Raw genomic sequence first — 21671 nt, forward strand, 5'->3', positions numbered from 1 at the left:
GCACGCACCGAACGCCCCAGCCTGATCCGACGGGAATCGTCAGACAGGCCCTAAGGACTTCCCGGGACGGTGAGGGGGGAGACGAGAAGGGGCCCGCACCGGGCTTCCGGTACGGGCCCCCTCGTCAGGGGTCAGCCGTGCCACGACCTCCACAGGGCCGCGTACGGGCCGTCCGCCGCGACCAGTTCGTCGTGACTGCCGAGCTCGCTGATCCGGCCCGCCTCGACGACCGCGATCAGATCGGCGTCGTGCGCGGTGTGCAGCCGGTGGGCGATGGCCACGACCGTGCGTCCGTCCAGGACGCGGCCCAGGGAACGCTCCAGGTGCCGGGCCGCGCGGGGGTCGAGGAGCGAGGTCGCCTCGTCCAGGACCAGGGTGTGCGGGTCGGCGAGGACGAGCCGGGCCAGGGCGATCTGCTGGGCCTGCGCCGGGGTCAGCGCATGCCCGCCCGAGCCGACCTCGGTGTCCAGGCCCGCGTCGAGGCCGCGTGCCCAGCCGTCCGCGTCGACCGCCGTCAGGGCGGCCCACAGCTCGGTGTCGTCGGCCCCGGCCCTGGCGAGGCGCAGGTTGTCCCGGAGGGAGCCCACGAAGACGTGGTGCTCCTGGTTGACCAGGGCCACGTGCTCACGGACCTGCTCGGCGGGCATCCGGGCCAGCTCGGCGGCGCCGAGGGTGACGGAACCCGTCCTGGGGGCGTAGACGCCGGCGAGGAGCCGTCCGAGCGTGGACTTGCCCGCGCCGGACGGGCCGACGAGGGCGATCCGGGTGCCGGGCGCCACCTTCAGCGACACCTCGTGCAGGACGTCGACGCCCTCGCGGTAGCCGAACCGGACGTCGTCGGCCCGGACGGCGCGGCCCTCGGGCCGTACGTCCCGGTCGCCCGCGTCCGGCTCGATGTCCCGGACGCCGACGAGCCGCGCCAGCGACACCTGCGCGACCTGGAGCTCGTCGTACCAGCGCAGCACGATGCCGATCGGGTCGACCAGCATCTGCGCCAGGAGGGCGCCGGTCGTCAGCTGGCCGACGTCGATCCAGCCCCGGAGCACGAACACCCCGCCGAGCAGCAGCACCGCGCACAGCACCGTCATGTGGGTGACGTTGACGACGGGGAAGAGGACCGAGCGCAGGAAGAGCGTGTACCGCTCCCAGGCCACCCACTCCGAGACGCGCCGGTCCGACAGGGCGATCCGGCGCGCGCCCAGGCGGTGCGCCTCGACGGTGCGGCCCGCGTCGACCGTCTCGGCCAGCGCGGCGGCGACCGCCGCGTACCCGGCGGACTCCGAGCGGTAGGCGGCCGGCGCCCGCTTGAAGTACCAGCGGCTGCCGACGACCAGCAGGGGCGCCGCGAGCAGCGCGACGAGCGCCAGCGGCGGCGACGTCACCGCGAGGCCGCCGAGCAGCAGCCCGGCCCAGACGACGCCGATCGCCAGCTGGGGCACGGCCTCGCGCATGGCGTTGGAGAGCCGGTCGACGTCCGTGGTGATCCGGGAGAGCAGGTCGCCGGTCCCGGCCCGTTCGAGCACGCCGGGCGGCAGGCCGACCGCCCGGACGAGGAAGTCCTCGCGCAGGTCGGCGAGCATCTCCTCGCCGAGCATCGCCCCGCGCAGCCGGACGAGCCGCACGAAGAAGGTCTGGACGAGCAGCGCGACCGCGAACAGCGCGACCGTGCGCTCCGGATGCAGGTCCCGTGCTCCGTCCGCGAGCCCGTCCACCACCGAGCCGAGCAGGTACGGGCCCGCCATGGATGCGATCACGGCGACCGCGTTCACCCCGATGAGCAGGGCGAACGCCCGGCGGTGCCGGCTCAGCAGTGCGCGGACGTAACCGCGGGCGGTCGCGGTGGCGGCGACGGGGAGCGTCGTCGCCGTCGTCGGGGCCGCCGGGTCGTACTCCGGAGGCGCCAGGCCGATCATGCCGATTCCCCTTCCAGTGCTTCGAGTCCGCCGGCGAGGCCGACGGCCGTGGCGAGCTCCTCGTCGGTCTCGCGGGTGACCACCGCGCGGTAGCGGGGCTCCGCGGCGAGCAGCTCGCGGTGGGTGCCGACGGCGACCGCCTGGCCCTCGTGGACCAGGACGACCCGGTCGGCGCGGTCCAGGAGCAGCGGCGAGGAGGCGAGGACCACTGTGGTCCTGGCCTTCCGCAGCTGCCGGACGCCCGCCGCGACGCGCGACTCGGTGTGCGCGTCGACCGCCGAGGTCGGCTCGTCCAGGACGAGCACCTCCGGGTCGGCCACCAGGGACCGGGCGAGGGCGAGCCGCTGGCGCTGGCCGCCGGAGAGCGACCGGCCCCGCTCGGTGATGCGGGTGCGCATCGGGTCGCCGCCGGTGTCCACGGAGGCCTGCGCCAGCGCGTCGAGGACGTCGTCGCACTGGGCGGCGGCCAGCGCGTCCGCGGCCGGCACCGCGCCCGAGGAGGGCACGTCGAGCAGGTCGCGCAGGGTGCCGGAGAGCAGCACGGGGTCCTTGTCCTGGACCAGGACGGCCGTACGGGCCGACTCCAGCGGGAGTTCGTCGAGCGGGACCCCGCCGAGGAGCACCGAGGTGTGGCCGGCTCCCGGTTCCGCCGGGTGCCCGCCGAGCCGGTCCGCGAGCCGGCCGGCGACGTCCGGATCGCCGCAGACGACGGCGGTGAACCGGCCGGCCGGCGCGAGCAGACCGGTCAGCGGGTCGTACAGGTCGCCGGTGGCCGCGCGCTCCTCGCCGCCGGCGGCCGTGGTCGTCGTGGTGCGGGTCAGGGCGAGGACCCGGGCCGCCCGCTTCGCGGACGGGCGGGAGAAGGAGTACGCCATCGCGATCTCCTCGAAGTTGCGCAGGGGGTGGTAGGTGAGGGCCACGGCGCTGTACACGGTGACCAGTTCGCCGACCGTGATCCGCCCGTCGAGCGCGAGCCGCGTCCCGTACGCCACCACCACGATGAGCAGGACGCCGGGCAGCACGACCTGGACGGCGGCGATCAGCGCCCACATCCGGGCGCTGTGCACCGCGGCCCTGCGGACCTCCTGGGAGGCGGCGCGGTAGCGGCCGAGGAACAGGTCCTCGCCGCCGATGCCGCGCAGCACGCGCAGTCCGGCGACGGTGTCGGAGGCGAGCTCCGTGGCCTTGCCGGCCTTCTCGCGCTGGACGTCCGCCCGGCGGGTGGCCCGGGGGAGGAGCGGCAGCACCGCGAGGGCGAGCACGGGGACGCCGACGGCGACCACGACGCCCAGGGCGGGCTGGTAGACGGTGAGGCCGACGCAGATGACCACCAGGGCGACGGCTCCGGCGGCGAACCGGGACAGCGCCTCCACGAACCAGCCGATCTTCTCGACGTCGCCGGTGGAGACGGCGACGACCTCGCCCGCGGCGACCCGGCGGGTCAGGACGGAGCCGAGCTCGGCGGTCTTGCGGGAGAGGAGCTGCTGGACCCGGGCGGCCGCCGTGATCCAGTTGGTGACGGCGGTGCGGTGGAGCATCACGTCACCGACGGCGATCGCGGCGCCGAGGACGGCGAGCAGGCCGCCGGCGAACGCGAGCCGTCCGCCGTCCCGGTCCACGACCGCCTGTACGGCGATGCCGGTGCCGAGCGGCAGGCCGGCGATGCCCAGGTGGTGCAGCAGTCCCCAGAGCAGGGACTTCACCTGCCCGCCCAGTTGACGGCGGCCGAGCCAGAGGAGGAACCGGGGACCCGAGCGGATGTCGGGGACCCCTGGGTCGGCGTAGGGAAGATCTCGAATCTGCATGGCGTCCCAGGGTCTCCGGGGTGTCTGGGGGGACCGCGCGCCGGAGGTTGTGCGACGGCGGTGCGGGTGGGGGAAACCGTGCAAGGTTCGCCTCTTCGCTCGGGGGCGGCAATCGATTTTCCCCACGGGGGAACAGATCGCGCCATGTCCGCTCATCGTCCTCTGGACCGTGCGGTGGTGGCCGCGCTTCACTCCTGCCCCATGAGATCCCTCAAGATCATGAGCATGATCAGCGGCCTGATCCTGGCCGCCGGAGCGCTGCTCACCGCCCAGCCGGCCGCCGCCGACGGTCCGAACGGCCCGACGCCCCCGGCCGAGTTCACCACCGACTGGCACGACCCGGTCATCGCCGCCCCGCCCGTCGCCACCCCCGGCACCCGCGGCTGCGAGGTGACCCTCGCCGCCGCGCAGTTCCGCGACTTCACCCCGTACCAGGGGAGTTACACCCCGCCCGAGGAGTGCGGCACGCGCTGGAACAAGATCGTCCTGCGCCTCGAAGGGAGTGTGAAGGGCCGCCAGTACGACCGCCTCGGCCACCTCGCCGTCGGCGGCGTCGAGATCCTCCGCACGTCCACGCCCCAGCCCTCGCCCGACGGAATCGCCTGGTCCGTCGAGAAGGACGTCACCCGCTACCGCGACACCCTCAGCCGCCCGCAACCGGTCGAGATGCTCATCGGCAATGTCGTGAACGAGACGTACACCGGCGTCCTCGACGTCCGCGTCACCCTCACCTTCCACACCGCGGAGGGCCGGGTGAAACCCGCCGCCGGTACCCCCGACCGGGTGATCCCCCTCACCGACTCCACCCTCACCACCCCGCGCAACACCGAACGCCTCCTCGCCGAGGTGTACGCCACCGGCTCGGGCGGCGGCTGCGAGGAGTACTGGTACCTCTCCGCCCCCGACGCCGCCCCGTACTCCTGCCGGGCGGCCGGCGGCCCGCACCGCGAGGTCCGCGTCGCCGTGGACGGCAGGCTCGCCGGCATCGCCGCGCCCTTCCCCACCGTCTGGACCGGCGGCTGGTCCAACCCGTTCCTCTGGTACGTCACCCCCGCGCCCCGCGCCTTCGACGTCCAGCCGATCGTCTACGACCTGACGCCCTTCGCCGCACTCCTCAACGACGGCCGCGCCCATCGCGTCGAGGTCACCGTCGCCGGGGTCCCGGCCGGCCTGGCCGGCTGGTCCACCCCCACCAACATGCTGCTCTGGCAGGACGAGGGCAGCCGCGTCGTCACCGGCGGACTCGACCGGCACGAGGAGGGCGCCCCGCGCAACACCTCCGAGTACACCGCGGACGCCGGGGGCACGGCCCCGCACCGGCTCGACACGGACGCCGCGCACCGGCTGACCGTCGCCGGCCACCTGAACACCTCGCACGGCCGCGTCGACACCACCGTCGTCCGGGCCGTCGCCCACACCTCCGTCCACCGGTGGGGCGAGGGCGAGAACCCGGACGCGTTCACCGGCCGCTGGGGCGACGACGAGACCGTGACCGCCGGCCGGACCGTCACCCGCGTCCGCCGCGCCTACACCATGGACGGCGAGACGACGATCGGCGCGGGCGACCGGCTCCGGACGGTCCTCACGCTCGGGGACCGCGCCGACACCCTCGTCGTCCGCGACGGGCGCCGCGTCTCCTGGTCGCGGCTCGACGACACCTACGCCGGGGACGCCACGTACACCTCCGGCGTGCCGCGCGACCAGCGGCACGCGGTCGGCACCACCACCGAGCGCTACCGCCTGTACGGCTCCGCCGGCTGCTACGACCGGAGCCTGACGACCGTTCAGGGCACGCTCACGGAGGACCTGCGCCGCTGCTGAACCGGCGACGGCGCCCGGCCCCCGTCCACGGGTGCCGGGCGCCGCGTCCTCAGGCCGGTTTGACCGAGTCCACGCCTGAGCGGGCCTTGCGCCACTCGCCGCGCGTGAAGTCGGGGATCTCCTGCGGCGCGCCCTTGGCCTTGATCGACTCGTGGCTCAGCGGCACCGGGGCGGTCCAGGTGGCGGCGTCGTACACGTCGAAGTCCGGCACGAGCCCCAGCCGGACGCACTGCATCAGCCGGTAGACCATGATGTAGTCCATGCCGCCGTGGCCGCCCGGCGGGTTGGCGTGCTCCTTCCAGAGCCAGTGGTCGAACTCGTCCGCGTAGGCCGAGAAGTCGTGCCACTGGTCGTCCTTGTGGTCCGGCTCCAGGTAGACGCGGGCCGGATAGTCCTCGAAGACGCCCCGCGTACCGCCCAGGCTGTTGATCCGGCTGTACGGGTGCGGCGTGGAGACGTCGTGTTCCAGGCGGATCACCCGGCCCTTGGCCGTCTGGACCAGACTGATCGTCCGGTCGCTCTCGATGTACGTCTCCTTCCAGCTCGGGTCGCCCGGCGGCATGTGCTCCGCGCGGTACTCGGCGAGACCGAGCGCCGGGGTGCCGAAGCTGCTGATGCTCACCGCCCGGTCGCCGCGGTTGACGTCCATGTAGTTGGCGACGGGCCCGAAGCCGTGGTTGGGGTAGAGGTCGCCGCGCAGCCGGGTGTGCCACCGCCGCCGCCAGGGCCCCTCGTAGTACGTCGGGGAGAACATCAGGGCCCGCAGGTCGTGGTTGTAGGCGCCGGCTCCGTGCAGCAGGTCGCCGAACCTCCCGGCGTGCGCCATGCGCAGGACCCGCATCTCGTTCCGCCCGTAGCAGCAGTTCTCCAGCTGCATGCAGTGCCGGCGGGTCTGCTCGGACAGGTCGACCAGGGACCACAGTTCGTCGAGCCGCATCGCGACCGGGCACTCCACGCCGACGTGCTTGCCGTTCAGCATGGCCGCCCGGGCGATCGCGTAGTGGCTGTCCCACGGCGTGGCCACGTGCACGAAGTCGACGTCCGTGCGGGCGCAGAGGTTCTCGTGGTCTTCCTCGCCGTTGGTGTAGACGGCCGGCGCGGGCCGGCCGGCGGCGACGACCTTCGCGGTGGCCCGCTCGGCCTTCTCGCGCACCGGGTCGCAGACGGCGACCACCTTCACCCAGGGGAGCGCGAGGTAGAGGCCGATCATGGCGTTGCCCCGGTTGCCGAGGCCGATGATCCCCACCCGGACGGTGGAGCGGCCCTCGAAGGGGACCCCCGCCATGGTGGCGCCGAGCCGGCGCGGCTCGGCCGGCGCCCCGGGGGACGCGGTGGCGGCGGACGGGACGGAGACGGTGGACGCGGACGCGCCCTGGGCGCCGGTGGCGGTGATGCCGATTCCCGCGCCGGCGGCCGCGGTGCTCCTGAGCACCTTGCGGCGGCTCGGAGTAGGCGGTGTCTGCTCGTTCATGGAACCTCCCGGAGCTGTGTGCACGGCTGTTTCATGAATCCCGCACAGGACCCTGGCCCCGGTGGCCGATGGTGCGCAAGGGCGCCGATAGGACTCTTGCGACGGGTGGTTGGACTTTACTGTTCCGGATATCGCACCGGGCCGAGGCGAACGGCGACCGTCACCCGAACATACGAAGGACCCCTCACCGCCTGGGGTGAGGGGTCCTCCGGCCGGCCGTGACGACCGGCGGGTGACGACCGGTCAGGGGCGGGTCGCGTGCTCGAGCGCCAGCAGCACCGACCGGTAGCTCCGGCCCGTCGCCCGGTCCATGCCGATCTCGCACATGCGGTTGGCCGAGAGGTGCGCGTCGAACGGGCGGGACGTGACCTCCGCCGCCTCGCGGGCCGTCGCCGACGCCGTCAACTCCGGATGCAGCATGCCGCGGTCGCCCGCGAAGGCGCAGCAGCCCGCGTCGGCGGGGACCACGACCTCCTCCGCGCAGGCCCCGGCGAGCGCGGTCAGCCTGTCCTCGTCGCCGAGGTGCCGCATCGAGCACGTCGGGTGGACCACGGCGGAGGCGACCCGGCGGCGCACGTCGAGCCGGGGGAGCAGCTCGTCCGCCGCCCACACCAGCGAGTCCACCACCGTCAGCTCGGCGTGCAGCTCCCGGTTGTCGTCCGTCAGGTACGGCACCACCTCGTGCGCGATGCCGAGCGTGCACGAGGAGGCGTCCACCACGAGCGGCAGCTTCCCGCCGGCCGTCCACCCCCAGGCCGCCTCGACGATCCGGTTCGCCATCACCTCGTTGCCCCGCTCGTACCCCTTGGAGTGCCAGATCGTGGCGCAGCACGTACCCGCCACGTCGTCCGGGATCCACACGGGCTTCCCGGCCCGCGCCGACACCGCCACGACGGCCTCCGGAAGCGACGGGCCGGTGCGGCCGTCGGGTCCGCCGAAGATGCGGTTCACACAGGCCGGGTAGTAGACGGCGGCGGCCGCAGGGCGGTGGGTGCGGGGCAGCCGCCGGGCCGCCGCGCCGGGGATCTCCGGCAGCCACTCCGGCACGAGGTCGGGCCGCACCACGCGGCGCGCCAGGCTTGTCGCCGACTCCAGGACCCGGTCGCCGATCCGGTCCGCCGCGGCGACCGCGAGCCGCGCGGAGGCCTCCACCGCGCGGAAGTTCCGCGCGGCCAGCGCGGCGACCCGCTCCTCGCGCGACGAGTGCCGCTCGTGGCGGAACTCCCTCATCAGCGCGCCGGTGTCGATCCCGACCGGGCAGGCCAGTTTGCAGGTGGAGTCGCCCGCGCAGGTGTCGACGGCGTCGTAGCCGTACGACTCCAGCAGGCGCGCCTCGACCGGGGAGCCGGCGGCCTGGCGCATCATCTCGCGGCGCAGCACGATCCGCTGGCGGGGAGTGGTCGTCAGGTCGTGGCTGGGGCAGGTCGGTTCGCAGAAGCCGCACTCGATGCAGGGGTCGGCGATCCGCTCCACGGAGGGGATCGTCTTCAGGCCGCGCAGATGGGCCTGCGGGTCGCGGTCGAGCACGATGCGCGGGGCAAGCACCCCGGCGGGGTCGATGGCCTCCTTGACCCGCCACATCAGTTCCGTCGCCCGCGTCCCCCACTCCAGCTCCAGGAAGGGCGCGATGTTGCGGCCGGTGGCGTGCTCCGCCTTCAGGGAGCCGTCGAAGCGCTCCACGGTCAGTTTGCAGAACTCGTCCATGAAGGCCGCGTACCGCTCGACGTCCGAGGGGTCGGCGGCGTCGAAGGCGAGCAGGAAGTGGAGGTTGCCGTGGGCCGCGTGGCCGGCGACGGCCGCGTCGAAGCCGTGCCGCGACTGGAGGTCGAGCAGCGACGCGCAGGCCTCGGCGAGACGGGCGGGCGGCACCGCGAAGTCCTCGGTGATCAGCGTCGTGCCGGACGGGCGCGAGCCGCCGACCGCCGTCACGAACGCCTTGCGGGCCTTCCAGTACCCGGAGATCCGCTTGGGGTCCCGGGTGAACGCGTTCTCCACGGAGGGCGCCGGGGCGACCAGCTCGAGCCCGTCGAGGACCGCCTCGGCCGCCCGCTCGTACGCGTCGAGGGCCGCCGGGTCCGGGGCGCGGAACTCGACCAGGAGCGCCGCCGTCTCCTTGGGAAGTCCGGCCCAGTCGGCGGGCACGCCCGCGACGCTCACCGACGCCCGCAGCGTGTTGCCGTCCATCAGCTCGACCGCGAGCGCGCCCGCCTCGTTGAACAGCGGGACGGCCTCGGCGGCGGCCGGCAGCGAGGGGAAGAAGAGCAGCGCGGTGGCGACCTCGCGGTCCAGCGGCAGGGTGTCGAAGACGACCTCGGAGATGAAGCCGAAGGTGCCCTCGGAGCCGACCATGAGGCCGCGCAGGATCTCCGCGGGCGTGGCGCCGTCGAGGAAGGCGTCGAGCCGGTAGCCGTTGGTGTTCTTGATGGCGTGCTTGGCCCGGATCCGGGCGGTGAGTTCGGCGTCCGCCCCGATCTCGGCCTTCAGCGCGAGCAGCTCCGCGCACAGCCGCGGTTCGGCGCGCGCCAGCTCCGCGTCGGCCTCCGGGCCGCCGGTGTCCACGACGGTGCCGCTGGGCAGCACGCAGGTGAGGGAGGAGACGGTCCGGTACGAGTTCCTGGTCGTCCCGGCCGTCATGCCCGAGGCGTTGTTGGCGACGACCCCGCCGATCGTGCAGGCGACCGCGCTGGCCGGATCGGGCCCGAGGACCCGCCCGTACGGGGCGAGCGCCGCGTTCGCCCGCACGACGGTGGTGCCGGGACGGATCCGGGCGCGGGCGCCGCCGTCCAGGACCTCGACGCCCGCCCAGTGCCGGCGGACGTCGACGAGGATGTCCTCGCCCTGTGCCTGCCCGTTGAGGCTGGTCCCGGCGGCCCGGAAGACCACTTCGCGCCCCTTGCCGTGCGCGTAGGACAGGATCGTGGAGATGTCGTCGATGTCCTCGGCGACCACGACGACCTGCGGCACGAAGCGGTAGGGGCTGGCGTCCGAGGCGTACCGCACCAGGTCGGAGATCTTCGACAGGACCTTCTCCGGGCCGAGGAGTTCGGTGAGCTCCTCGCGCAGCCGCCGCGGCGTGCCCCGCTCCTGGAGCTCCGGCACCCGGTCCGGCGCCGGACTCCGCCTCGCCTTGGAACGGAGGGCCTGCGGCTTCGGCTCGAGCAGCGGCATGTCAGGTCTCCCCTTCGGCGCGTCCCCGGGCCCGGGCCGATCAGCAGCCGCTCTCCGGGCCGCGGTCGACCAGGGCGGACAGCAGACCTCCGAGCACCTCGCGCTGGTCGACGGTCAATGGAGCAAGGATGTCCTCTGCCGCCGCCCGGCGCGCGCTGCGCAGCTCCCGCAGCGTGGCGCGGCCCGTGTCGGTGAGCTCGATCCGGATCACCCGGCGGTTGCTCGGGTCGGGCACCCGGCGCACCCGGTCGCCCGCCTCCAGACCGTCGACGAGACTGGTCACGGCCCTGGGGACGACCTCGAGACGGGCGGCGAGGTCGGCCATCCGGGGCGGCTCGCCGAAGTGCGCGACCGTGCGCAGGAGCCTGGACTGGGCGGGGGTGATGCCGACCGGCTCCAGGTGGTGCTTCTGGATGCGGTGCAGACGGCGGGTGAGCCGCAGCAGCTGCTCGGCGAGGAGCCCGTCGGCGTCGGGCGCGCCCGGCCCGTCGCTCGTACGGTCGGAGATGGTCATACGGGAACAATATCAGGACCTTGTTCATTGTGAGCATAGGTAACAATGAGCTATGCTCTGCTGGAATCGCCGAATCCATCGAAGGAGCCATGCGCCCCCACGACCAGTCCGACTGGACGCCCCCGTCCCGTGACTCCACCCGGCCGAAGGAGCCCGCCCAGCTGCGGCGCATCCTCCGGCTCTTCCGCCCGTACCGCGCGCGCCTCGCGCTCGTCGGCCTCCTGGTCGGCGCCGCCTCGCTCGTCTCGGTCGCCTCGCCGTTCCTCCTGAAGGAGGTCCTGGACACCGCGATCCCGCAGGGCCGCACCGGGCTGCTCAGCCTGCTCGCCCTCGGCATGATCGCCACCGCCGTGCTGAACGGCGTGTTCGGCGTGCTCCAGACCCTGATCTCCACCACGGTCGGCCAGCGCGTCATGCACGACCTGCGCACCGGGGTGTACGAGCAGCTCCAGCGGATGCCGCTCGCCTTCTTCACCCGCACCCGCACCGGCGAGGTCCAGTCCCGCATCGCCAACGACATCGGCGGCATGCAGGCCACCGTCACCTCGACGGCCACCTCGCTCGTCTCCAACCTCACCGCCGTCGTCGCGACCGTGGTCGCCATGCTCGCCCTCGACTGGCGCCTCACCCTCGTCTCGCTGCTCCTGCTGCCCGTCTTCGTCTGGATCAGCCGCCGGGTCGGCCGCGAGCGCAAGCGGATCACCACCCAGCGCCAGAAGCAGATGGCCGCCATGGCCGCGACCGTCACCGAGTCCCTCTCGGTCAGCGGCATCCTGCTCGGCCGCACCATGGGCCGCGCCGACTCGCTGACGAAGTCCTTCGCCGAGGAGTCCGAGCGCCTCGTCGACCTCGAAGTGCGCTCCTCCATGGCCGGCCGCTGGCGCATGTCGACCATCAGCATCGTCATGGCCGCCATGCCCGCCCTGATCTACTGGGCCGCCGGCATCGCGCTCGGCCCGGGCGGCGCCACGATCTCGCTCGGCACGCTCGTCGCCTTCGTCACGCTCCAGCAGGGCCTCTTCCGGCCCGCCGTGAGCCTGCTCTCCACCGGCGTGCAGATGCAGACCTCCCTCGCGCTCTTCCAGCGCATCTTCGAGTACCTCGACCTGCCCGTCGACATCGACGAGCCCGCCGAGCCGGTCCGGCTCGCGCGGGTCCGCGGCGAGGTCTCCTTCGAGAAGGTCGAGTTCCGCTACGACCCCGAGGGCGCCGGCCGCCCGACCCTCGACGCCGTCGACCTGACCGTCCCCGCCGGCGGCAGCCTGGCCGTCGTGGGCCCCACCGGCTCCGGCAAGTCCACCCTCAGCTACCTGGTGCCCCGGCTGTACGACGTGACCGGCGGCCGGGTCACCCTCGACGGCGTCGACGTGCGGGACCTGGACTTCGACACGCTCGCCCGCGCGGTCGGCGTGGTCTCCCAGGAGACGTACCTCTTCCACGCCTCCGTCGCCGACAACCTCCGCTTCGCCAAGCCGGACGCCACCGACGAGGAGATCGAGGCCGCCGCCCGCGCCGCCCAGATCCACGACCACATCGCCTCGCTCCCCGACGGGTACGACACCCTGGTCGGTGAGCGCGGCTACCGGTTCTCCGGCGGCGAGAAGCAGCGCCTGGCCATCGCCCGCACCATCCTGCGCGACCCGCCCGTGCTCATCCTCGACGAGGCGACCAGCGCCCTCGACACCCGGACGGAGCACGCGGTCCAGCGGGCCATCGACTCCCTGTCCGAGGGGCGCACCACCCTCACCATCGCCCACCGGCTCTCCACCGTCCGCGACGCCGACCAGATCGTCGTCCTGGAGGAGGGGCGGATCGCCGAGCGCGGCACCCACGAGGAGCTGCTCGCCATGGACGGGCGGTACGCGGCCCTGGTCCGCCGGGACGCCCGGACCGAACAGGCGAACGTGGGAGCGGTTGTTCCCCAGAACGTGTGATCGTTCCGGGAATCGTTGCCCAACTCCCGTACGGCATCGGATGATTACGGAGTGCGAGCGACGTGCTGCAGACCGCGATCGCACCGTCCCACCGATACACCTGTACGAGGAGAAGCACCACCATGAACGTCATCACCAACCTGCTCGCCGGCGTCCTCCACTTCCTGGGCTGGCTCGTCTGACGATCGCAGTGCCCGGCGCCGTCGGTCCCCCGTCCCAGGGGGCCGGCGGCGCCGCCGCGTGCGCGGGCTCCCGGGATTCCCGTACCGGCCGGGTTAGCGTGCGGCCATGACCTACCGGTCGCCGTCCCCGTACGCACCCCCGCGCCGCCCCCGCCGCCCCGCGCTGCCCGTGCTGGGCCCCCGCCGCACCTCACCGCCCCGACCGCCCCGCCGGACCCGGCTCACCCGGCGCGGCCGCCTCGCCCTGCTCTTCGGAGCGCTGCTCGCCGTGGCCGCCACGGTCACCGTCCCCCTGCTGCTCGGCCAGGACGAACGGGCCGTCGAGCAGCCCCGTGCCCTGCTCGTCCCCGAGGGCTGGCGGACAAGCCAGGTCTACACCGCCGTCGACCGTGCCCTCGGCCTGCCGGAGGGAACCGCGAGGAAGGCCGCGACCGCACCCGGCACCGGCCTTCCGCTGCCCGCCGAGGCCGGCGGGAACCCCGAGGGCTACCTCTTCCCCGCGACCTACCCGGTGCTCACCGCCACCTCCCCCGAAGGGCTGCTGCGCTTCATGGTGGACACCGCGGGGAAGCGCTTCGGCACCGCGAGGGTCGCCGACGGCGCGCGGTCGCACGGCCTGAGCGTCTACCAGACGGTGATCGCCGCCAGCATCGTCCAGGCCGAGGCGGACAACCCCGAGGACATGGCCAAGGTCGCCCGGGTCGTCCACAACCGCCTCGCCCGGGGCATGGCCCTCCAGATGGACTCGACCCTCAACTACGCGCTGGACCGCAACACCGTGGACACGACGTACGAGGACACGCGGACCGCCGGCCCGTACAACACCTACGAGCACAAGGGCCTCCCGCCGACCCCCATCGGCAATCCGGGGGACCAGGCCCTCGACGCGGTGATCCGCCCGGCGGACGGCGACTGGCTCTACTTCGTCACGGTCGCGCCCGGCGACACCCGCTTCACCGCCGACTACGAGGCCCACCGGGCGAACGTGGCCGAGTTCAACGCCAACCGGACCGCGGCCCGACAGTGAGGCGCCACCGTCCCGGCCGCGCCCCGGCCGTGCGCCACGGGCTCAGCCGGTGGCGACGCCGGTCCGCTCGCGGGTGAGGAGGCGGCGGATCTCGGAGACCGCCGCGCGGCCGGCGCGGTTGGCGCCGATCGTCGAGGCCGACGGGCCGTAACCGACGAGGTGGACGCGTGCGTCGCGTACCGCGCGGGTCCCCTCGACCCGGACGCCGCCGCCGGGCTCCCGCAGTCGCAGCGGGGTCAGGTGGTCGATCGCCGCCCGGAAGCCGGTGGCCCACAGGATCACGTCCACGTCGGCGGTCCGGCCGTCGTCCCAGGCCACCCCGGTCGGGGTGATCCGGTCGAACATCGGCAGCCGGTCCAGGACCCCGCGCTCGCGCGCGTCGCGGATCGCGTCGCTGAGGGGGAGCCCGGTGACCGAGACGACGCTGTGCGGGGGCAGACCCCGGCGCACCCGCTCCTCGACGAGCGCCACGGCGGCCCGTCCCTCCGCCTCCCCGAAGGGGCCTTCCCGGTAGACGGGCTCGCGCCGGGTCACCCAGAACGTCTCGGCCGCGACGTCGGCGATCTCCATCAGGTGCTGCGTGCCGGACGCGCCGCCGCCGACGACGAGCACCCGCTTCCCCGCGAACTCCTCGGGGCCCGGGTAGCCGGAGGTGTGCAGCTGGCGCCCGCGGAAGGTCTCCTGGCCCGGGTAGCGCGGCCAGAACGGCCGGTCCCAGGTGCCGGTGGCGTTGATCAGGGCCCGGGTCGCGTACACGCCCTCGGAGGTCTCCACCCGCAGCCGCCCGTCCTCGCCCTCCCGGACGGCGGTGACGTCCACGGGCCGGTGGACCCGCAGGTCGAAGGTGTGCTCGTACGCGTCGAAGTACGCACCGATCACCTCGGAGGACGGGCGCACGGGGTCGGCGCCGGTCAGCTCCATGCCGGGCAGCGCGTGCATCCCGTGGACCTTGCCGTACGTGAGGGAGGGCCACCGGAACTGCCAGGCGCCGCCCGCGCGCGGGGCGTGGTCGAGGACGACGAAGTCGCGGTCCGGTTCCAGGCCGGTGCGCCGCAGGTGGAAGGCGGCCGAGAGCCCCGCCTGTCCGGCGCCGATGACGACGACGTCCACCGTGCGCGCCTCGCCTGCCCCTGATCCGGCCGTGCCCTCTGCGACCTCGAAATCGTTCACGCTTCTACCAACCGGGGCGGGGGCGCGGATCTTCCCGGAGACCCGTCTACCGAGTGCCGGCCACGAGCGGCCCCGCGGCCCGCGCCGCGGCCGGCAGCAGCCCGCGCGCGGCGAGCTCGGGCGTCACGCCCTCACCGAACCGGTAGGCCTCCTCCAGATGCGGGTATCCGGAGAGCACGAAGTGCTCGACGCCCAGGTCGTGGTACTCCTCGATCCGGTCGGCGACGTCGGCGTGGCTGCCGACGAGCGCGGTCCCGGCGCCGCCCCGCACCCGACCGACCCCCGCCCACAGGTTCGGCGCGATCTCCAGCTTGTCCCGGTCCGGCGAGCCGCCGCGGTGCAGGGCCGGCATCCGCTGTCGGCCGACGGACTCGCTGCGGCCGAGGAGCCGCTGCGCGGAGGCGACGGTGTCGGAGTCGAGATCGGCCGGCAGCCGGTCGGCCGTCGCCCAGGCCTCGCGCCCGGAGTCCCGCGAGATCGTGTGCAGCCGGATCCCGAACCGGACCGTCCGGCCGCGCTCCTCCGCGAGCCCGCGGATCCAGTCGATCTTCTCCTTGACCTGCCACGGCGGCTCGCCCCGGGTGAGGTGGACGTCCGCGTGCTCCGCCGCCACCGGACCGGCCGCCTCGGACGAGCCGCCGAAGAAGATCTCGGGCAGCGGGTCCGGCGGCAGGGCCGTGAGCCCGCCCTCGATCCGGAAGTGCTCGCCCTCGAAGTCGAACGGTCGGCCGCCCCAGACGCCCCGCACCACCGACAGGAACTCGGCCGTGCGCGCGTACCGCCGGTCGTGGTCGAGAGGGTCGCCGAACCGCCGCTGCTCGGCCGCGTCACCGCCGGTGGGCAGGAACCAGTGCAGGTGAACGGTCATGACGGGGCCTTTCCATGGGAACGCCGCGGACGCCGGGGTCCGGGAGACGCGGTCAGGGTGCGCCCGGGCGCCCGGGCGCCCGTGGGCACGGTGGGAACGCGCGCGCACGGCGCTCAGGGCGTAAGGAAGGGGGTGGTGCGGGTGAGAGGGCGTCAGCGGCCGCGGCGACACGCGGCGGAGGCCACCCGGAGCAGGTCGATGTGACCGCGCGAGGTGAGCAGGGCTGTACGCGACATGGCGCGAACGTAACCGCCGTCCCCCGCCGGGGCAACGACCGTCTCGGAGCCCGGACGCGTGCGCCCGGCACGGCGGGCCGGCGCCGCGGGCCGGCCGGCGGGGCGGCGGCGCGGTGGGACAGGGACGAGGGTCGGCGCGGCGGGACACTGCCGCGGGGCGGCGCGGTGGGACGGCGTCGCAGGGGGGCGGGGTGGGACGGCGCGGCGGGACGGCGGCGCGGGCGGCCGGGGCGCCGGCCCCGTCGTCGGCGCCCGTCAGGAGGCGCACGACCTAAGCTGCGGTGCGGCACGGACCCCGACCCAGGAGCGCACCCCATGATCGACCGCGAACGGCACCTCCCCTACCCCGACGCGCTGCGGCCCGAGGAGGCGCCGGCACCGCACGAGCTGCTCGCGCCGGTGACCGGGCTGCTCGGGACGTGGGTCGGCCGGGGGAGTGGCGAGTACCCGACGCTGCCCGAGGATTTCGCGTACGAGCAGGAGGTCACGTTCAGCCATGACGGACGGCCCTTCCTGCACTACGAGGCGCGTGCCTGGCTGGTCGACGGGGACGGCACGCCGCTGCGGCCCGCGGCGCGGGAGAGCGGCTGGTGGCGGATGAAGCCGGACGGCGGTGTGGAGGCGCTGATCACGCAGCCCACCGGCATCGCGGAGATCATGGTCGGCCGGGCGGAGGACGGCAGGATCGACCTCGCCACGCACACGGTCGCCCTGGCTCCCACGGCGAAGGACGTCGAGGCGACCCGCCGCCGCTATACGCTCGCGGACGACGGCACGCTCGACTTCGTCCACGACCTCGCCGCGGTCGGGCAGCCGCTCGGGCACCACCTTTCGGCTCGGCTGCGACGTGAGGACGGGAAGTAGCACATGGGAGACGTGACCGGAGACGACCCGTACCTGTGGCTCGAGGAGGTGGAGGGCGAGGCCGCGCTCGCGTGGGTGGCCGAGCGGAACGCCGAGACGGCCGACGAGCTGGCCGCCGACCCCGGCTTCGACCCGCTGAAGAAGCGGCTGCGGGAGGTGCTGGACGCCTCGGACCGCATCCCGTACACCGTCCGGCGCGGCCCGTACCTCTACAACTTCTGGCGGGACGCCGAGCACGTGCGGGGCCTGTGGCGGCGCACGACCCTGGAGCAGTACCGCAAGGACGCCCCCGAATGGGACGTCCTCGTCGACCTCGACGCGCTCGCCGAGGCCGAGGGCGAGAAGTGGGTGTGGGACGGGGCGCGGGTGCGCCGCCCCGACCACGACCTGGCCCTCGTGCGCCTCTCCCGTGACGGCGGCGACGCCGTCGTGGTGCGCGAGTTCGACCTCGGCACCCGGAAGTTCGTCGAGGACGGGTTCCGGGTGCCGGAGGCGAAGACGCGCATCGGGTGGATCGACGCCGACACCGTCTTCGTGGGCACGGACACCGGCCCCGGCTCCCTGACCGACTCCGGCTACCCCCGCCAGGTCCGCCGGTGGCGCCGCGGCACCCCGGTGGCGGAGGCCGAGCTCGTCTTCGAGGCCGGGCAGGAGGACGTGTCGGCCTGGGGACAGCACGACAGCACACCGGGCTTCGAACGGGACTTCGTGGGCCGCTCGCTGGACTTCTTCCGCAGCGAGACCCACCTGCTCAGACCCGACGGCACGCTCGCCCGCCTCGACGTGCCCGACGACGCGCTCGCCTACGCGCACCGCAGGCACCTGATCGTCACCCTCAAGTCCGAGTGGCTGGGGCAGCCGACCGGTTCCCTGCTCGCCTTCGACTTCGACGCCTTCCTGGCGGGCGACCGCACCCCCGAGGTGTTGTTCACCCCCGACGAGCGGACCGCGCTGGCCGGGCACGCCTGGACGCGCGGGCACCTGATCCTGGAGACGCTGCGGGACGTCAGCACCCGCGTCGAGGTCCTCACCCCGGTCCCCGGTGGCGGATGGACCCGCGAGCCGCTCGTCGGGGTTCCCGAACTGTCCGCCGTCAGCGTGGTGGACACCGACCCGGACGTCTCCGACGAGTACTTCCTCGACGTGTCGGGCTTCCTCCAGTCGTCGACGCTGTACCGGGGGCGGATCGGCGGCGACACCGAGACGCTCAAGCAGGCCCCGGACCGCTTCGACACGGCGGGCCTCGCCGTGCGGCAGCACTTCGCGACCTCCCGCGACGGCACCCGCGTGCCGTACTTCGTCATCGGACCCGACCACGCCGCCACCGGCCCGGGCCCGACCCTGCTCTACGGCTACGGCGGCTTCGAGGTCTCCCTCACCCCCTACTACGGCGCGGTGGCCGGCCGGGCGTGGCTGGAGCAGGGCGGCACCTACGTCATCGCGAACATCCGGGGCGGCGGCGAGTACGGGCCGGACTGGCACCAGGCCGCCCTGCGCGCGGACCGGCCGAGGGCCTTCGAGGACTTCGCGGCCGTCGCGGAGGACCTCGTCGCCCGGGGCGTCACCACGCCGGCCGCGCTCGGTGCGGCGGGCGGCAGCAACGGCGGCCTGCTCATGGGGGCGATGCTCACCCGCCACCCGGAGCTGTTCGGCGCGATCGTCGCCCAGGTGCCGCTGCTCGACATGGCCCGCTTCCACAAGCTCCTCGCGGGCGCGTCCTGGATCGCCGAGTACGGCGACCCGGACGTCGAGGCCGACCTGCCGCACCTGCTCGACCTCTCGCCGTACCACCGGCTCGCGGCGGACCGGACCTACCCGCCGGTCCTGCTCATGACCTCGACCCGTGACGACCGCGTCCACCCCGGCCACGCCCGGAAGACGGCGGCGCGGCTGCGGGAACTCGGCCATCCGGTGCTCTTCCACGAGAACACCGGCGGCGGCCACGCGGGCGCCGGCGACAACGAGCAGGCAGCGCACAACAGTGCCCTGATGTACACCTTCCTGCGGCGGCACCTGACCTGACGGGACGGCAGCGGCCCGGGCCCCGGTGAGCCGGGACCCGGGCGACGGGGGCCCGGACGGCCCGGGCCCCGGCTCACAGCCAGCCCGAGCGCTGGGCCTGCAGCGCCAGCTGGAACCGGTTCGTCGCGCCGAGCCGGGCCATCAGGACCTGGATGCGGCGGAAGAGCGTACGGCGGCTGACGCCGAGCTCGCGGGCGATGACCTCGTCGGCCGCGCCGCCGGCGAGCAGCCGCAGCAGTCGCCGGTCGGCCGGAAGGAGCCCGGCCGGCCGCGTGGCGCGGCCGTGGAAGGGCAGCGCGCTCTGCCACGCCTGCTCGAACAGGGCGACGAGCGCGGAGAGCAGCCCGCAGGGCTGCACCACCAGCATGGTGTGGTGGACGTCCGCCTCCTTGATGGCCAGGGACACCATCGCGTACGCCTCGTCGATGATCACCAGCTTCACCGGCACGGACGGCAGGACGCGGGCCTGCTCGCCGGCCTCGATGCACGGCTCGATGGCCGACTCCAGGTTCCCCGGATGCTCCAGCGACTCCCGCGAGTACACGACCCGCTGGGTCACCCCGCGGGCGAGCGTGGCCAGAGCGTCCTCGGTCGCCCCCGGCAGGGGGAAGTACGGCGGCGAGTCGAGCTGCCGGATCTGCTCGCGCGCGCTCGTCCACGCCTGACGCATCCGGAGCCCGACGGCCTCGCCGGTGACGACCTCCACGAGCGCGTCGCCGTGGGCGGCGAGCCGCCGGCGCCGGAAGGTCTCGAACGCGCCGCCGACGGTGATCCGGGACTCGTCGAGCTCGGCCGCCCGGTGCCGGCCGAGGATCTCCAGACCCGCGGTCGGCGGCACCGGCGTCACCACCTCCGACCCCTCGTCGGCGGCGCTCGCGAGACCGGCGTCGACCAGCTCCCCGTACGCCGCCGTCAGCCCGGCGCCCGCCAGGCCGGCCGCGGACCCGATCGCGCCCAGCGGGGCGGGGCCGAGCTCCAGGAGCCTCAGATAGACCCGGACGGCCTCGTCGCCGATCCCCAGGATCCGGAGCGCCTCACCGAGCTTCTCGTTCGCCATGAACGGCATTATCGCCGCCCGCGACGCCGGGATGTGGCCGATCAGTGCCACTGGCGGTCCTGGGCACCCGGCGGCCGCGCGGCGCAGTACCGTCCGGATGCCACCGACGACCGGTGGCCTGGCAACTCACCCGGAAGAAGGTGCAGGACGTGGCGAAGGGTCGCAAGAACGGCCTCTACAACGGCGTCTCCGAGGAGCTTTCCGCCCTCATGAGGACCGGATGGGCGGACACCGAGCGGCACGGTCTCGAACCGGCCGAGCAGGCCCCGTACGCGGCCCGCCGCCGCGCCGCCCTCTCCGCCCGCTTCCCCGGCGAGCGCCTGGTGATCCCGTCGGGCAACCTCAAGACCCGCTCCAACGACGACACGTACCCCTTCCGCGCGTACTCCGGCTACGTGCACATGACCGGCGACCAGGCCCGCGACGGCGCCCTCGTCCTCGAACCCCGCGCGGACGGCGGCCACGACGCCTACTGCTACCAGCTGCCGCGCGACAGCCGGGACACCGACGAGTTCTGGATGGGCTACACGGCCGAGCTGTGGATGGGCCGCCGCCGCACCCTCGCGGAGTCCGAGGTCGTCCTCGGCCTCGCCTGTCGTGACGTCCGCACCATCGCGGAGGACCTGGCCGCCGGCTCCGGCGTGCCCACCCGGATCGTCCGCGGGATCGACCCGGCCCTCGAAGCCGCCGTCACCACCGACGAGGAACGCGACATCGAACTCGACGGGACGCTCAGCGAACTCCGGCTCGTCAAGGACGCGTGGGAGATCGGCGAGATGCGCAAGGCCGTCGACTCCACCGTGCGCGGCTTCACCGACTGCGTCGGCGAGCTGTCCCGGGCCGTCGCCTCGTCCGAACGGTGGATCGAGGGCACCTTCTTCCGCCGGGCCCGTCTGGAGGGCAACCACGTCGGCTACGGCTCGATCTGCGCCGCCGGCGAGCACGCCACGATCATGCACTGGACCGACAACGACGGCCCGGTGCGCCCCGGCGAACTGCTCCTGCTCGACGCCGGCGTGGAGACGCACTCCCTCTACACCGCCGACGTCACCCGCACCCTCCCCATCGACGGCACCTTCAGCCCCGTGCAGCGCCGGGTGTACGACGCGGTGTACGAGGCCCAGGAAGCAGGCATGGCGGCGGTGAAGCCCGGCGCCCCCTACCGCGCCTTCCACGAGGCGTCCCAGCGCCACCTGGCCGCCCGGCTGGTCGAGTGGGGCTTCATCGAGGGCCCCGTCGACCGCGCCTACGACCTCGGCCTCCAGCGCCGCTTCACCATGGCGGGCACCGGCCACATGCTCGGCCTCGACGTCCACGACTGCGCGCAGGCCCGCACCGAGGAGTACGTCGACGGCGTCCTCGAACCCGGCATGGTCCTCACCGTCGAGCCCGGCCTCTACTTCCAGCCGGACGACCTGACCGTGCCCGAGGAGTGGCGCGGCATCGGCGTCCGGATCGAGGACGACCTCCTCGTCACCGAGGACGGCCACGAGAACCTGTCGGCCGGCCTGCCGCGCTCCTCGGCCGACGTCGAGGCCTGGATGGCCCGGTTCGCCGGCTGACCTCCCGAGGGGGGAGCCGTGGGGGGGGGGGGGGGGGGGGGGGCCCCCCCCCCCCCC

At 74.1% G+C, this 21671-nt stretch carries 13 protein-coding genes and 1 pseudogene; 6 read left to right on the top strand and 8 right to left on the bottom strand.

All coding sequences use genetic code 11. The features are described from left to right. Positions 1–131 precede the first annotated feature (131 nt). Positions 132–1913 (bottom strand): ABC transporter ATP-binding protein, encoded by a 1782-nt coding sequence (locus AC067A_RS03935; protein WP_478614099.1) that lies wholly within the window; start codon positions 1911–1913, stop codon positions 132–134. Further along, on the bottom strand, positions 1910–3718 hold the full coding sequence (locus tag AC067A_RS03940; RefSeq protein ID WP_478614101.1) for an ABC transporter transmembrane domain-containing protein: 1809 nt from the start codon (positions 3716–3718) through the stop codon (positions 1910–1912). Before AC067A_RS03940 ends, AC067A_RS03935 begins: the two co-directional genes overlap by 4 nt. Before the next feature lie 201 nt (positions 3719–3919). Between AC067A_RS03940 and AC067A_RS03945 the strand changes: the two genes are divergently transcribed. Further along, positions 3920–5539, top strand: coding sequence for a peptide-N4-asparagine amidase (locus AC067A_RS03945; protein WP_478614104.1), 1620 nt, complete (start codon positions 3920–3922; stop codon positions 5537–5539). A 49-nt stretch (positions 5540–5588) separates the two neighbouring features. Here the strand turns inward: AC067A_RS03945 and AC067A_RS03950 are convergent, their stop codons facing one another. The 3 genes from AC067A_RS03950 to AC067A_RS03960 form a co-directional block, all read right to left on the bottom strand. Beyond that, a complete protein-coding gene (locus AC067A_RS03950; protein ID WP_478614106.1) occupies positions 5589–7010 on the bottom strand; it encodes a Gfo/Idh/MocA family protein in 1422 nt (473 codons plus the stop codon). A gap of 243 nt (positions 7011–7253) precedes the next feature. Beyond that, positions 7254–10178, bottom strand: a complete 2925-nt coding sequence (locus AC067A_RS03955; protein ID WP_478614109.1) for an FAD-binding and (Fe-S)-binding domain-containing protein — start codon at positions 10176–10178, stop codon at positions 7254–7256. A gap of 40 nt (positions 10179–10218) precedes the next feature. Further along, positions 10219–10692, bottom strand: a complete 474-nt coding sequence (locus AC067A_RS03960) for a MarR family winged helix-turn-helix transcriptional regulator (protein ID WP_478614111.1) — start codon at positions 10690–10692, stop codon at positions 10219–10221. Positions 10693–10781: 89 nt separating this feature from the next. Between AC067A_RS03960 and AC067A_RS03965 the strand changes: the two genes are divergently transcribed. Next, a complete protein-coding gene (locus AC067A_RS03965; RefSeq protein WP_478614114.1) occupies positions 10782–12626 on the top strand; it encodes an ABC transporter ATP-binding protein in 1845 nt (614 codons plus the stop codon). A 288-nt stretch (positions 12627–12914) separates the two neighbouring features. After that, positions 12915–13835, top strand: coding sequence for an endolytic transglycosylase MltG (gene mltG, locus AC067A_RS03970; protein WP_478614117.1), 921 nt, complete (start codon positions 12915–12917; stop codon positions 13833–13835). 42 nt (positions 13836–13877) lie between these two features. On the opposite strand, the gene AC067A_RS03975 is transcribed toward mltG, so the two are convergent. Together AC067A_RS03975 and AC067A_RS03980 are read right to left on the bottom strand one after the other, a co-directional pair. Then, complete coding sequence (locus AC067A_RS03975) at positions 13878–15005, bottom strand: NAD(P)-binding domain-containing protein (protein ID WP_478614120.1); 1128 nt, start codon at positions 15003–15005, stop codon at positions 13878–13880. Positions 15006–15051: 46 nt separating this feature from the next. After that, a pseudogene (locus AC067A_RS03980) lies at positions 15052–15843 on the bottom strand (LLM class flavin-dependent oxidoreductase); the annotation flags it as partial. A gap of 581 nt (positions 15844–16424) precedes the next feature. Here AC067A_RS03980 and AC067A_RS03985 point away from each other — a divergent pair. Next, entirely contained in the window at positions 16425–16973 is a 549-nt protein-coding gene (locus AC067A_RS03985) for a heme-binding beta-barrel domain-containing protein (protein WP_478614123.1), read from the top strand. Between the two features lie 3 nt (positions 16974–16976). Further along, positions 16977–18995, top strand: coding sequence for a prolyl oligopeptidase family serine peptidase (locus AC067A_RS03990; protein ID WP_478614126.1), 2019 nt, complete (start codon positions 16977–16979; stop codon positions 18993–18995). A 73-nt stretch (positions 18996–19068) separates the two neighbouring features. On the opposite strand, the gene AC067A_RS03995 is transcribed toward AC067A_RS03990, so the two are convergent. Beyond that, positions 19069–20052 carry a LuxR family transcriptional regulator gene (locus AC067A_RS03995; protein ID WP_478614128.1) on the bottom strand — a complete coding sequence of 328 codons (984 nt, stop codon included), beginning with the start codon at positions 20050–20052 and terminating at the stop codon, positions 19069–19071. A gap of 149 nt (positions 20053–20201) precedes the next feature. Between AC067A_RS03995 and AC067A_RS04000 the strand changes: the two genes are divergently transcribed. Then, positions 20202–21614, top strand: coding sequence for an aminopeptidase P family protein (locus AC067A_RS04000; protein ID WP_478614599.1), 1413 nt, complete (start codon positions 20202–20204; stop codon positions 21612–21614). Positions 21615–21671: the final 57 nt, after the last annotated feature.

This window comes from Streptomyces sp. NPDC043176 (assembly GCF_056436715.1).

What these genes read in the sequence shown, in the direction of transcription:
- AC067A_RS03995 (WP_478614128.1), bottom strand. Translation starts at nt 20,052, where the DNA reads ATGGCGAACGAGAAGCTCGGTGAGGCGCTCCGGATCCTGGGGATCGGC.
- AC067A_RS03935 (WP_478614099.1), bottom strand. Translation starts at nt 1,913, where the DNA reads ATGATCGGCCTGGCGCCTCCGGAGTACGACCCGGCGGCCCCGACGACG.
- AC067A_RS03965 (WP_478614114.1), top strand. Translation starts at nt 10,782, where the DNA reads ATGCGCCCCCACGACCAGTCCGACTGGACGCCCCCGTCCCGTGACTCC.
- AC067A_RS03955 (WP_478614109.1), bottom strand. Translation starts at nt 10,178, where the DNA reads ATGCCGCTGCTCGAGCCGAAGCCGCAGGCCCTCCGTTCCAAGGCGAGG.
- AC067A_RS03940 (WP_478614101.1), bottom strand. Translation starts at nt 3,718, where the DNA reads ATGCAGATTCGAGATCTTCCCTACGCCGACCCAGGGGTCCCCGACATC.
- AC067A_RS03945 (WP_478614104.1), top strand. Translation starts at nt 3,920, where the DNA reads ATGAGATCCCTCAAGATCATGAGCATGATCAGCGGCCTGATCCTGGCC.
- AC067A_RS03960 (WP_478614111.1), bottom strand. Translation starts at nt 10,692, where the DNA reads ATGACCATCTCCGACCGTACGAGCGACGGGCCGGGCGCGCCCGACGCC.
- AC067A_RS03985 (WP_478614123.1), top strand. Translation starts at nt 16,425, where the DNA reads ATGATCGACCGCGAACGGCACCTCCCCTACCCCGACGCGCTGCGGCCC.
- mltG (WP_478614117.1), top strand. Translation starts at nt 12,915, where the DNA reads ATGACCTACCGGTCGCCGTCCCCGTACGCACCCCCGCGCCGCCCCCGC.
- AC067A_RS03990 (WP_478614126.1), top strand. Translation starts at nt 16,977, where the DNA reads ATGGGAGACGTGACCGGAGACGACCCGTACCTGTGGCTCGAGGAGGTG.
- AC067A_RS03950 (WP_478614106.1), bottom strand. Translation starts at nt 7,010, where the DNA reads ATGAACGAGCAGACACCGCCTACTCCGAGCCGCCGCAAGGTGCTCAGG.